This is a genomic window from Mesoflavibacter sp. SCSIO 43206, from assembly GCF_019904215.1.
Lineage (GTDB): Bacteria > Bacteroidota > Bacteroidia > Flavobacteriales > Flavobacteriaceae > Mesoflavibacter > Mesoflavibacter zeaxanthinifaciens.
Genome location: NZ_CP063201.1, coordinates 2,564,880 through 2,577,841, shown reverse-complemented (window position 1 = coordinate 2,577,841; position 12,962 = coordinate 2,564,880). Strand labels below are relative to the sequence as shown.

The following is a 12,962-nucleotide window of genomic DNA, read 5'->3' as shown; positions in this document are numbered from 1 at the left end:
TATTTTAACAGGTTTTTTTCTATCTTTATAAAGAGTTAAAACCAACCTATATGCCTATAAAAATCACATTAGATTTTTGCACCTTAGAATTTATAGACAAAATTGCAATTGCGGTAATAAATGAAGGCGTGCATGTAGACTTAGAAACTAGCAAAATTATTGCTCAAACTTGTACTAACTATTTTAAACAAACTCCATTTGTATATTTAACTCACAGGAAAAATTCCTACTCTGTTGACGTTACAAAATATAGTACTTTAGTAAATCAAATGGAAAACCTAAAAGGTTTTGGAGTTATTTCCACTTCATTATCTGCAAGAAATGCAGAAATAGAAAGCCTTTTCCTAGATCTTCCTTTTGCAATTTTTGACGATTTAGACGAAGGTCTTAAATGGGCAAAAAACATCTTAGATAATAGCCCAGAGAAAACTATCTAAATAACTCACTCGAGTCAATACCTAAATTATTAATAAATAGTATTGATTTTTCTATATCATCGTGTAAAATTTCATCTTCTTTTACAAAAGGTACTTCTACTCTATAACTTTGTAAAAATAATTCTATAAAATCAGAAGATTTTAATGGTGCTCTAAAGTATATAGCTTGAGAAGCATTAAATAACTCTATAGCCAAAACACGCTCTACATTATCTATTAACTTAAAAGCTTGTGTAGCTGCATTTGCCCCCATACTTACGTGATCTTCTTGCCCATTACTTGATACAATACTATCTACACTAGCAGGACTTGCTAACTGTTTATTAGCACTAACAATACTTGCTGCGGTATATTGCGGTATCATAAACCCACTATTTAAACCAGGATTATCTACTAAAAATGCAGGTAAACCACGAAGTCCTGATACTAATTGAAAAACTCGCCTTTCAGAAATATTACCTAATTCTGACATGGCTATTTTTAAATAATCTAATGCTAAAGCTAAAGGTTGACCGTGAAAATTTCCTCCAGAAATAATTTCATCTTCTTCAGCAAAAATATTTGGGTTATCTGTCACAGAGTTTATTTCTGTTATAAATGTTTTTTCTACAAAAGATAAAGTGTCTTTTGTTGCACCATGCACTTGTGGTATACATCTAAAACTATAAGGGTCTTGTACGTGTTGCTTTTCTTGACTTATAATTTCGCTACCTTCTAAAAATTCTCTTACTCTTTCTGCAGTTTTTAATTGTCCGTTATGTGGTCTTACTAAATGTATTAATTCATTAAAAGGTTCTATTCTTCCGTCAAAAGCTTCTAAAGAAATACTGCCTATTAAATCTGCTAAATAAGATAATTTATAAGACTTCAATAATAAAAACACACCATAAGCACTCATAAATTGCGTTCCATTTAATAATGCTAAACCTTCTTTAGACATTAATTTAATAGCATCCCATTTAAAGTATGTATTTAAATCTTCTGCTTCTAAAATAGCATCTTTGTACCACACTTTTCCTTTTCCTATTAAAGGTAAAGCTAAATGAGCTAAAGGAGCCAAATCACCAGAAGCTCCTAATGATCCTTGTGTATAAATTACAGGTAAGATATCATTGTTAAAAAACTCAATTAAGCGCTGTACAGTTTGTAATTGCACGCCAGAATGCCCATAACTTAAAGATTGTATTTTAAGTAGCAACATTAACTTAACAACTTCATTAGGCACAACATCTCCTGTACCACAAGCATGAGACATGACTAAATTTTCTTGTAATTTAGTTAAGTTTTCTTTGTTTATTTTAACATTATATAACGATCCAAAACCTGTATTTATACCATAAATTGGCTTAGTTTCTGTTTTTAATTTTTCATCTAAATAAGCACGACAGTTTTCTATTTTATCAATAGCTTCATTTGATAATTGTAAGTGTTTTTTTTCTAAAATTATAGATTGAATAGTTGCCAAATCTAATGGCTGTGATGATATATAATGAATTGAACTCATGGACATATTTTATTGTGTCCCAAAAGTCATAATTTGAGATAAATTCTGCAAGTTTTTGTTAATAATTCGTCAAAATAAGAAATCCTCAAATTATTCTTTTATTTTTGATTGAAAATTAAATAATCTATAATGAAGAAAGTTTTAATGTGCTTAGCAGGTTTGGCCATAATAGCCTGCAAACAAGAACCTAAAGATTACGCTACTTTTTCTGGTAAAATCGAAAACGCAAATAGTGATTCTTTATTTGTATTTCAATCAAGAAATTACAAAAAAACTATTAAGGTTAATGAAGATGGAACTTTTAGTGACACTTTAAAAGTAAATCCTGGAGTTTATGGTATTTATGATGGAAAGGAACAAGCTTTTGTTTATCTTAAAAATGATGCAGATATCAAACTTTCTGTTGATGCAGAAAACTTTAGAGAAACTATTAAATATGAAGGTAAAGACGTAGAAAATTCAAATTTTTTAGTAGAAAAGGCAAGGTTTGAAAGCGGTTTAATTGATTTAGAAGCTCTAAAAAATCTTGACTCTTTAGGTTTTGAAAAAAAACTAGAAAGCCTTAAATCTGAAATGATGGCTTTTTATGATAAAAACAAAAATATAGATTCTAGTATTATTGCTACCTCTAAGAGTCAAATTAATCCAATGCTTATGTCTATAAAAAGATATGTTGGAGAGTCTATTAAACTAAGATCTCAGTTACCAAAAGGTTCTGAATCTCCTTCATTTAAAGACTACGAAAATTATGCTGGTGGTACTACATCTTTAGAAGATTTAAAAGGAAAATATGTTTATATAGATGTATGGGCTACTTGGTGTGCACCTTGTAAAGTAGAAATTCCTTCATTAAAAAAATTAGATGAAGACTACAAAGACAAAAATATAACTTTTGTAAGCATATCAATTGATGACGCAAGAGCACACAAAGGATCTATGGAAAACGCAAACGAAGCTTGGAAAACTATGGTAGCCGATAAAGAGTTAACAGGTGTGCAATTATTTGCTCCTAATGGGTGGCAAAGTGATTTTATTAAAGACTATAAGATTAATGGTATACCAAGGTTTATATTAATTGATCCTGAAGGAAAAATTGTAACACCAGATGCACCAAGACCATCTGATGAACAACTAAGAACTTTATTAGATACATTAAACATCTAATCTGTTACAATTTAAAACAAAAAAAGCGAGCTTTATAAGCTCGCTTTTTTTATTTAATCTTCTTCACCATCATCCTCTTCTTCTACTTGAGGTTGTTCTGGTTTTTTAAATAAATCTAGATAAGCTAACGGTATTCCTTCAACAACATGTGTTGCTATAAAACTTTGATAACCTAACTCATCTACAAGTAAGTCTGCCGCTTTACCGTGTAAATAAATGGCAAATACTGTTGCAGATAATAAATCATAGCCTTGTGCTATCATACCTGCAATCATACCAGTTAAAACATCTCCTGTACCTGCTGTTGCTAATCCTGGGTTGCCGGTAACGTTTACATATAGTTTATCCTCTGCAACCGTTATTGTATTAGCGCCTTTTATAACTACTATACATTTATACTTTTTACTAAATGCTTTTGTTTTTTGTAATTTATCAAAATCATCTTTCCAAGTCCCTATTAAACGTTCTAATTCTTTAGGATGTGGTGTTAAGATAGTTTGACGTTCTGGTAAGAGCTTTAATAGTGACTCTCGTTTAGCCAACATATTTATACCATCTGCATCAATGACTAAAGGTTTTTTATTTGTTTTTAAGAAAGCTTCAAAAGCATCTATAGATTCATTATCTGTACCTGCTCCTACTCCAAAAGCTATAACATTTGCGTCTATATCAAAATTAATCTCGGTAAGCTTTTCTTCATCTTTATCTGTAATTAACATTAACTCAGGAAAAGCGCCTTGTAAAGGAATATATCCACATTTGGGTGTAAAAGCTGTTACTTTTCCAGCACCAGCACTTAGTGCGCCTCTTCCTGCCAAGTTAACTGCTCCTATTTTACCATAACTACCTCCAATAATTAAAGCGTGTCCAAAAGTACCTTTATGACTATATTTTTCTCTTGGCTTGTATATTGTTAAGACTTCATTTTTTCCAATTAAGTCTGCTTCGGTAGATGTCGTATATAAAAATTCAGGATCTATACCAATATCTAATACTTCCCATTGTACCGTGTATTTTGCAGTTTCTGGTAAGAAAAAAACTAATTTAGGTGATTGAAAACTTAATGTATATCCTGCATTAACAACATTATTTGGTGATGTTGGCACAGCATCTGTTTGCAAACCTGATGGTATATCTACAGATAAAACAAAAGCTTTAGTAGCTCTAAAGTGATTAAAAATATTTACTACCCAATTAGCTACTGGTCTGTTTAGACCTATACCAAAAATAGCATCAACAATAATATCTCTTTCTTCTATTTGCGGTAATTCGCTTTCTTCATTTAGTAATATTGGCCAATCTTTAGTTGTATTTTTAATACGATCGTAATTAATCAAAAAGTCTTTTGATCTTGACGTACTGTAATTAACAATATACGTTTTAACATTATAACCATGAGTTATTAAGTGCCTAGCAATTACTAAACCATCTCCTCCATTATTACCAATACCACAAAATATATGAATTGGTACTTGCGCACCATGCATACGCATGTGTAACCAATTAAAAATTTGTATTCCAGCACGTTCCATTAAATCTGTAGAACTTATATTTTGTTTTTTAGCGGTTAATGCATCACCTTCATAAATCTGTTCTTTCGAAAATATTTTCATCTATAAAAATTTATTATAACATTCATTTTAAGTTTCATTATTAATAAAATTTAAGCTTAAATTTATTAATCTATCAAAAATCAAACTTAGGTTTGTTTATTAAGGTAAAAGTAATACATTTGATAAGTATTGAAGCAAAAAGATGAAAACAACTTCTTTAATTATTACTTTTTTTATGACAATGACCCGTTAGGGTTATGCTTCTATATATCTTCCGTTTAAGGTAGTTTAAAAACTACAAATTTTAATTAATTACATACAAACTAGATGAAAGTTCTAAAATTTGGAGGAACCTCTGTAGGTTCTAGTCAAAACATAAATAAAGTTATAGCCATTTTAAAAGAAAAATCGCAAGAAGATACTGTAATATGCGTAGTTTCTGCAATTGGTGGCATCACAGATAAATTATTAAAAGCTGGGCAATTAGCTAAAAATAAAGATAAAAGTTATTTAAATGAATTTGAAATTATTAAAGACATTCATTTTAAAACAATAAGCGAATTACTACCAAAACCTAGTAAACCCATAACGACTGTTGTAGAAGATAAACTTAATCAATTAAAAGAATTATTGAATGGTATTTATTTGATAAACGAATTATCGCCAAAAACATCTGATAAACTAGTAAGTTTTGGTGAGCACTTATCTTCTACTATCATTGCTAAAACAATGAAAACTCAAGGTTTTGATGTAGAATTAAAAAATAGCCAAGATTTAATTGTAACTGACGGTAATTTTACACGTGCCCAAGTTAATTTTGAAGTAACTAACAATAATATCAAATCCTACTTCAAAACACCTAAACAAATTACAGTATTACCTGGTTTTGTATCTAAATCTACTTCTAGAGAACCAACAACTTTAGGTCGTGGTGGATCAGATTTTACCGCTGCTATTATTGCTGCTGCATTAAAAGTAGATCAATTGGAGATTTGGACAGATGTAAGTGGTATGTACACAACAAATCCAAAACTAGTAAAACAAGCATTTCCTATTGATAATTTATCGTATCAAGAAGCTATGGAATTATCGCATTTTGGAGCCAAAGTATTATATCCTCCAACAGTACAACCTGTGTTAGATTTAGACATACCAATTCACATTAAAAACACTTTTGATCCTAACGCTATTGGAACAGTAATCACCAAACAAGACAACGAGAAAAACTTAACCGTTAAAGGTATAAGTAATATAAACGACGTTGCTTTACTTACACTTGAAGGAAGCGGAATGATTGGTATTCCTGGATTTTCTAAACGCTTATTTGAAGTCCTTGCTAATGAAAAAATCAATGTGATTTTTATAACACAAGCGTCTTCTGAGCATTCTATTTGCTTCGGAATTGATAAATCGGATGCTGAACGTGCCAAGAAAGCTATTGATACTGCTTTTGATTATGAAATTTCGCTTCATAAAATTAATCCAATTGTTGTAGAAAAAGACTTATCCATTATTGCTTTAGTTGGTGATAATATGAAAAGCCATCAAGGCATTAGCGGGAAAATGTTTAGTACACTAGGTAAAAACAATATAAATATTCGCGCTATTGCACAAGGTGCTTCAGAAAAAAATATATCTGCAGTTGTATCAGAAAAAGATGTAAAAAAAGCTTTAAACGCTTTACACGAACGTTTTTTTGAAAGCAACACCAAACAACTTAATGTATTTATAACAGGTGTAGGTAATGTTGGCGAAAAGCTAATAGATCAAATTAAACAACAACGCAGTTATTTAAAGAAAAACCTAAAACTTGATGTTAGAATTATTGGACTATCAAATTCTCGTAAAATGGTCTTTAAACCAGAAGGTATCGATTTAAATAATTGGGCTTCACTTTTTCATCATGCAGATAAATCAAGCATAGAAGGTTTTTATCAAAAAGTAGTTAATCTTAATTTACGCAACAGCATTTTTGTAGACGTAACAGCAAACGAGGATGTGGCAAACATCTACGAAAAATACTTAAAACAAAGTGTAGCGGTTGTGGCTTGTAGTAAAATAGCGTGTTCTAGCGCATTTGCAAATTATAAAAAGCTACAAAATTTATCATTAAAATATAACGCACCTTTTTTATACGAAACTAACGTTGGCGCAGGATTACCAATAATTAACACACTTAATAACCTAGTAGCATCTGGAGACAAAGTAATTAGTATTCAAGCTGTTTTGTCTGGTAGCTTAAACTTTGTGTTTAACAACTTTAGCGATAAGAAAAATTTTCATGACACCGTAAAACAAGCGCAATTTGAAGGTTATACTGAACCTGATCCGCGTATTGATTTAAGCGGAATTGATGTCGCTAGAAAAATATTAATCTTAGCTAGAGAAAATGGTATAAAAATGGAAATTGAGGATATCGAAAATAAATCCTTTTTAACCAAACAAAACTTAGAGAGTAATTCAGTAGACGATTTTTATGACACTTTAATTGCAGACGAAGCTCATTTTCAAAAGTTATATGCGTCTGCTAAAGCAAATCATTGCCAACTAAAATATGTAGCCGAATACAAAAACGGAAAAGCAAAAGTTGGCTTACAAGAAATTCCAGAAGGACATCCATTTTATAATTTAAAAGGTAAAGATAATATTGTAATGTTCCATACACAGCGTTACCCAGAACAACCTTTAATTGTTAAAGGTGCAGGTGCAGGCGCAGATGTAACTGCTTCTGGATTATTTGCAGATATTATTAAAATTGGAAGTAAATAATATGGATTGTATTAAAATATTTTCTCCTGCGACTGTTGCCAATGTGTCTTGTGGTTTTGATGTCCTTGGATTTTGTTTAGATCATATTGGTGACAAAATGATTATAAAAAAATCTAAAGAAAAAGGGTTGAAAATCACAAAAATTGAAGGTGCAAATCTTCCTTTTGAAATCGAAAAAAATGTGGCTGGCGTTGCTGCTTTAGCAATATATCAAGATGCAAATCCAGATTATGGTTTTGAGATTGAAATTTATAAAAATATAAAACCCGGAAGTGGTATTGGTAGTAGTTCTGCTAGTGCGTCTGGAGTTGTTTTTGCAATCAACCAGTTATTAGGTAAACCATACAACGCAACACAATTAACCCAATTTGCTATGAAAGGTGAAGCTGTTGCAAGTGGTTGCGAACATGCAGATAACATTGCTCCTGCGCTTTTTGGTGGCTTTACTTTGGTAAAAAGCACACAACCGTTGGAAGTGTTATCATTACCAACACCAGCGGATTTATATGCAACAATAATTCATCCTCAAATTGAAGTAAAAACTGCTGAAGCTAGAGCCATTTTACCTAAAAAAGTAGAATTACAACATGCCATATCGCAATGGGCAAATGTTGGTAGTTTGGTACATGCATTACACACTAACGATTATAATTTGTTAAGCCATTCTTTAAAAGATAACATTGTAGAACCTTTTAGAAGTAAGCTTATTCCCTATTTTGATGACGTAAAAAATGCTGCAATAGACGCTGGTGGATTAGGAACTGGTATTTCTGGTTCTGGTCCTTCAATTTTCACTTTAAGTAAAGGCGAAAAAACAGCAAAAGACGTTGAAAAAGCTATACAAAACGTATACAGTAAAACAGATATAGAATTTAATACTTACGTGTGTAAAATCAATACTGAAGGCATAAAAATAATTTAAATGAAAGAAAACGGAAGTCGGAAGATGGAAGATTCAAAAAAAGTATTAATCTATAAAAATTAATGAATATGATAATTGCTTTCAGAAAAAATTAAAATAATGAACTTTAAAACTTCGGTCTTCAGTCTTCCAACTTCTAACCTATTCAGATAATTAAAACAATGAAATACTACTCTTTAAATAAAAAAGCACCAATTACTACATTCGAAAATGCAGTAGTAAAAGGATTAGCGCCAGACAAAGGACTTTATTTTCCAGAAAAAATAACGCCTTTACCACAATCCTTTTTTGATAATATCGACAACCTTTCACATTCCGAAATTGCTTTTGAAGCCATCAAACAGTTTGTAAGTCCTGAAATTCCTGAAGCAGAACTTAAACGAATTGTGGAAGACACATTGTCTTTCGATTTTCCTATTGAAAAACTTACAGAGCATATATCAACATTAGAATTATTTCATGGTCCAACTATGGCGTTTAAAGATGTTGGCGCTCGTTTTATGGCGCGTTGCTTAGGTTATTTTAATAAAGACAACACTAATGAAGTTACAGTTTTAGTTGCTACTTCTGGAGATACTGGCGGCGCTGTTGCTAACGGATTTTTAGGTGTAAAAGGCGTAAATGTAGTGATCCTCTATCCTAGCGGAAAAGTAAGCGATATTCAAGAAAAACAATTAACTACACTTGGTAAAAACATTAGAGCTTTAGAAGTAAATGGTGTTTTTGACGATTGCCAAGACATGGTTAAACGTGCTTTTTTAGATGAAGAATTAACTTCTAAAATGCAATTAACATCTGCAAATTCGATAAATGTTGCACGTTGGTTACCGCAAATGTTTTATTTCTTCTTTGCTTACAAACAGTTACATAACTCACATAAAGACATTGTATTTTCTGTCCCAAGCGGAAATTTTGGTAACATTTGTGCTGGTATGATGGCGCAACAATTAGGCTTACCAATTAAACATTTTATTGCCTCTAACAACGCAAATAATGTTGTGACAGAATTTTTAAAAACCGAAAATTATCAACCTAAACCATCGGTGCAAACTATCAGTAACGCAATGGATGTTGGTAATCCAAGCAATTTTATTCGTATACAAGAAATTTATAATCAAGATTTTAACGAATTAAAAAACAACCTAACTTCTTACAGCTATACAGATGAAGAAACTTGCGAAGCTTTAAAAGAAATGTATAACGATTACAACTACGTTGCAGATCCACATGGCGCTGTTGGATATTTAGGCTGTAAAGACTATTTAAAAAATAATCCAAACGCGCATTGTGTCTTTTTAGAAACAGCGCATCCAACCAAGTTTTTAGATGTTGTGGAAGATGTAATTAAAGAAAATATAGAATTACCACCACAAATTTTAAGCGTCATGGATAAAAAGAAAAAGGCGACTAAAATTAGTTCTTATGAAGAATTGAAACGTTTCTTATTGAAATAACAATTCATCATCTAACATCTACAATTCGGTGATATAATATTTAGTATTTTTCAAATTAGAGATAAGTTTGCTTCAACTTTTAATTTCAACTAATGAAAAATAGACCAAAATTAATCCTAAGAATTGTTCTGCTATTAAGCACTGTAATTTCACTCTACTTTGTCCCTTGGCCAATTGTAACTGCTTGGGTAGAACCTTTACCAAATACTATTCAAGAACAAGTAAATCAAGCTTCAGATTACGGTTTTGATGGTATAATTGTTTATGTAGATCAAGCAGGAAAATCACCTCAATTTTACACTTCTGGTTATCACAATACAGAAAATAAAATTCCTGCAAAACCTGATGCTTTATTTAAAATTGCAAGTAATGATAAATTATATACATCGGTTTGTATTGCTAAATTAGTTTATGACAAAAAAATTGATTTAAATAAAACGTTAGCCGATTATTTTCCTGAGTTAGTTGGTAGAATCGAATACGCTAATACCATAACAATAAAAATGATGGTACAGCACAGAAGTGGTATACCAAACTATACAGATTTTAATAATTATTGGACAAATCCAAAATATACAAATGAAGAAAACCTTAAAATTGTTTTGGATTTACCTGCTAGTTTTAAACCAAATACAGATTACGAATACAGTAACACCAACTACCTACTACTAACAGAACTTATTGAAAAAGTTACCGAAAAACCTAAGTTTGATTACATAAACCAGCATATCTTAAAACCATTACAGTTAACAAACACTTATAATTCCATAAACGATGTAAATATTAATCGTGTAATGAGTGGTTATTATGTTGGTTATGATAAAGATTTAAAAACCGAAGATGTTGGTATGCTTGCGACTGCAGAAGATTTAGGCAAATTTTTAAGAGCATTAAATAACGGAAGTATTTTCAAAAATAAAGAGGAACAAAAAATTTATTCCTCTATATATAAATATGAACATACTGGCTTAGTTCCTGGCTATCAAAGCATCGCTAAGTATCATAAAGATATTGATGCTGTTGTAATACAATTTACTAATACCGTTAACTTTGAAAGTTATAATTGGAACCTATCTGAAGTTATGTATGGTCGTGTTGTTAAAATTTTAAAACGCAATAATTAGCTAGATAGCTTATGTAAAGCTTCACCAATTAGGGTTTCTCCTTTAATTATTTCAAAAGTCTCTCTATTTGCTGTATCGTCATTTAAGACACTAACTAAGGTTTGTGCAACGTCGTTACGGCTAATTTCGCCATGTTTATCAAGGTGTTGTTTTAACTCAATCTTATTTGCTGCTGGCTCGTTAGTTAATGATCCTGGTCTTACTATAGAGTAATTTAAATCTTTAGATTTTAAATACTCGTCTGCATTATGTTTTGCTTTTAAATAGTCTTGAAGTTGGTTAGCTTCTTCTGGTTTATCTGCACCAATAGAACTAAGCATAACAAACTTCTTTACTTGGTTGTTTAAAGAAGCATCAACCAGCTTTTTTGCGCCTTCTTGATCTACATTTATCAAATTTTTCCCTTTAGATCCTGCTGCAAATATGACTTTATCTATAGGCTTAGAAAACGCATTATCTACATTTTTAGTTAAATCTGCAAGAACAGTGTCTACATTTTTAGCTTTAAAATAAGGAATTTGCTCCTCTTTTCTAACCATTGCAATTGGGTTAAAATACTGAGATTCTTTTAAAAGGTTTACTATTTTTTTTCCTGTGGTACCATTGGCACCTGCTACTAATATATTTTCCATAATACTCTAATTTACAAAAGAGTTAGATTTTAATAAGAATTGTAAAATAGGTTTAACTTAGGTTTAATATAGATTGAAATGAAATGCTAAATTTTTAACACTAAAAGCGAATAAATTCAATAATTGAAAGGAAATTTCAGTACGTGATAAATTGAAGTTATTTCTTCAAAAATCAAAATGTGTAGTCAATAATTTTCAATACTTTTGTGACACTAGAAACTAAAAATTTCCGCTTGACGGAAACGAAAAATATATTAAATGAAAAACACAGCTTTAACCGAAACTCACATCGCACTTGGTGCAAAAATGGTACCTTTTGCAGGCTATAATATGCCTGTTCAATACGAAGGTGTAAATATAGAACACGAAGCCGTTAGAACAGATTGTGGCGTATTTGATGTAAGTCATATGGGCGAATTTTTAATTGAAGGACCAAATGCTTTAGACCTTATACAAAGCGTAACTAGTAACGATGCATCCAAATTAACTATTGGTAAGGCACAATATTCTTGTTTACCAAATGATGAAGGCGGAATTATTGACGATTTAATTGTATACCGAGTAAAAGAAAATACATATTTATTAGTTGTTAATGCTAGTAACATAGAAAAAGACTGGAATTGGATTAGCTCTAAAAACACCTTTGGCGCTACAATGCGAGATTTATCAGAAGATTATTCTTTACTAGCTATTCAAGGTCCTAATGCAGTTGAAAAAATGCAAGCTTTATCAAGCCACGATTTATCCGAAATTAAATTTTACAACTTTATAGTAGGCGATTTTGCTGGAATAGAAAATGTTATTATCTCTGCAACAGGATATACTGGTAGCGGTGGATTTGAAATTTACTGTAAAAACAACGAAGTAAAACAAATTTGGGATAAAGTTACAGAAGCTGGTGCAAAACCAATTGGTCTTGCAGCACGTGATACGTTACGTTTAGAAATGGGTTATTGTCTTTACGGAAATGATATAGACGATACAACATCTCCTTTTGAAGCTGGTTTGGGTTGGATTACTAAGTTTACCAAAAAATTTACCAACTCAGAAAACTTAGAAGAACAAAAGAAAAAAGTACTAAAACGCAAACTTATAGCGTTTGAGTTAGACGAAAAAGGTATACCAAGAACAGGATATGATATTGTAGACGGACAAGGAAAACTAATAGGTAAAGTTACCTCTGGTACAATGTCTCCATCATTAAAAAAGGGAATTGGTTTGGGTTACGTCTCTCCTATTTTTAGTGATTTTGGAAGTAAAATTAACATTCAAATTCGTAAAAATGCAGTTCCTGCAACGGTAGTAAAATTACCTTTTTACAAAGGATAATTCTTTAAAGAAAATAATACTATGTCAGTCTAAGCTTGTCGCTATAAACATTGGTTTATTTTAACAAGTTTATT

The 12,962-nt window shown here is 31.0% G+C and carries 10 protein-coding genes; 7 read left to right on the top strand and 3 right to left on the bottom strand.

The features are described 5' to 3' along the window. Nucleotides 1–50: 50 nt before the first annotated feature. Complete coding sequence (locus INR78_RS11820; RefSeq protein WP_223076672.1) at nucleotides 51–437, top strand: hypothetical protein; 387 nt, start codon at nucleotides 51–53, stop codon at nucleotides 435–437. Here the strand turns inward: INR78_RS11820 and hutH are convergent. Further along, complete coding sequence (gene hutH, locus INR78_RS11815) at nucleotides 430–1,941, bottom strand: histidine ammonia-lyase (RefSeq protein WP_223076671.1); 1,512 nt, start codon at nucleotides 1,939–1,941, stop codon at nucleotides 430–432. The two genes, INR78_RS11820 and hutH, sit on opposite strands and share 8 nt — an antisense overlap. A gap of 129 nt (nucleotides 1,942–2,070) precedes the next feature. On the opposite strand from hutH, the gene INR78_RS11810 reads away from it, so the two are divergent. Beyond that, a complete protein-coding gene (locus INR78_RS11810) occupies nucleotides 2,071–3,105 on the top strand; it encodes a TlpA disulfide reductase family protein (RefSeq protein WP_223076670.1) in 1,035 nt (344 codons plus the stop codon). A 53-nt stretch (nucleotides 3,106–3,158) separates the two neighbouring features. Here INR78_RS11810 and INR78_RS11805 read toward each other — a convergent pair whose 3' ends face one another. Next, the gene (locus INR78_RS11805; protein WP_223076669.1) at nucleotides 3,159–4,718 is read right to left on the bottom strand and encodes an NAD(P)H-hydrate dehydratase; all 1,560 of its coding nucleotides are present in this window, start codon (nucleotides 4,716–4,718) and stop codon (nucleotides 3,159–3,161) included. Nucleotides 4,719–4,985: 267 nt separating this feature from the next. On the opposite strand from INR78_RS11805, the gene thrA reads away from it, so the two are divergent. The 4 genes from thrA to INR78_RS11785 all read left to right on the top strand — a co-directional run bounded on the left by thrA (nucleotide 4,986) and on the right by INR78_RS11785 (nucleotide 10,927). Further along, on the top strand, nucleotides 4,986–7,427 hold the full coding sequence (gene thrA, locus INR78_RS11800; protein ID WP_223076668.1) for a bifunctional aspartate kinase/homoserine dehydrogenase I: 2,442 nt from the start codon (nucleotides 4,986–4,988) through the stop codon (nucleotides 7,425–7,427). Nucleotide 7,428: 1 nt separating this feature from the next. Continuing rightward, nucleotides 7,429–8,349, top strand: a complete 921-nt coding sequence (locus INR78_RS11795; protein WP_223076667.1) for a homoserine kinase — start codon at nucleotides 7,429–7,431, stop codon at nucleotides 8,347–8,349. Between the two features lie 161 nt (nucleotides 8,350–8,510). After that, nucleotides 8,511–9,803, top strand: coding sequence for a threonine synthase (gene thrC, locus INR78_RS11790; RefSeq protein WP_223076666.1), 1,293 nt, complete (start codon nucleotides 8,511–8,513; stop codon nucleotides 9,801–9,803). 92 nt (nucleotides 9,804–9,895) lie between these two features. Beyond that, the gene (locus tag INR78_RS11785; protein WP_223076665.1) at nucleotides 9,896–10,927 is read left to right on the top strand and encodes a serine hydrolase; all 1,032 of its coding nucleotides are present in this window, start codon (nucleotides 9,896–9,898) and stop codon (nucleotides 10,925–10,927) included. On the opposite strand, the gene INR78_RS11780 is transcribed toward INR78_RS11785, so the two are convergent. Further along, nucleotides 10,924–11,559: an SDR family oxidoreductase gene (locus INR78_RS11780; RefSeq protein ID WP_223076664.1), complete on the bottom strand. Its 636-nt coding sequence runs from the start codon at nucleotides 11,557–11,559 to the stop codon at nucleotides 10,924–10,926. The genes INR78_RS11785 and INR78_RS11780 overlap by 4 nt on opposite strands. 258 nt (nucleotides 11,560–11,817) lie before the next feature. Between INR78_RS11780 and gcvT the strand changes: the two genes are divergently transcribed. Further along, the gene (gcvT, locus tag INR78_RS11775) at nucleotides 11,818–12,888 is read left to right on the top strand and encodes a glycine cleavage system aminomethyltransferase GcvT (RefSeq protein WP_223076663.1); all 1,071 of its coding nucleotides are present in this window, start codon (nucleotides 11,818–11,820) and stop codon (nucleotides 12,886–12,888) included. Nucleotides 12,889–12,962 lie beyond the last annotated feature (74 nt).

Coding starts and splice junctions, on each gene's coding strand:
- INR78_RS11820 (WP_223076672.1), top strand. CDS start 51: ATGCCTATAAAAATCACATTAGATTTTTGCACCTTAGAATTTATAGAC.
- hutH (WP_223076671.1), bottom strand. CDS start 1,941: ATGAGTTCAATTCATTATATATCATCACAGCCATTAGATTTGGCAACT.
- INR78_RS11810 (WP_223076670.1), top strand. CDS start 2,071: ATGAAGAAAGTTTTAATGTGCTTAGCAGGTTTGGCCATAATAGCCTGC.
- INR78_RS11805 (WP_223076669.1), bottom strand. CDS start 4,718: ATGAAAATATTTTCGAAAGAACAGATTTATGAAGGTGATGCATTAACC.
- thrA (WP_223076668.1), top strand. CDS start 4,986: ATGAAAGTTCTAAAATTTGGAGGAACCTCTGTAGGTTCTAGTCAAAAC.
- INR78_RS11795 (WP_223076667.1), top strand. CDS start 7,429: ATGGATTGTATTAAAATATTTTCTCCTGCGACTGTTGCCAATGTGTCT.
- thrC (WP_223076666.1), top strand. CDS start 8,511: ATGAAATACTACTCTTTAAATAAAAAAGCACCAATTACTACATTCGAA.
- INR78_RS11785 (WP_223076665.1), top strand. CDS start 9,896: ATGAAAAATAGACCAAAATTAATCCTAAGAATTGTTCTGCTATTAAGC.
- INR78_RS11780 (WP_223076664.1), bottom strand. CDS start 11,559: ATGGAAAATATATTAGTAGCAGGTGCCAATGGTACCACAGGAAAAAAA.
- gcvT (WP_223076663.1), top strand. CDS start 11,818: ATGAAAAACACAGCTTTAACCGAAACTCACATCGCACTTGGTGCAAAA.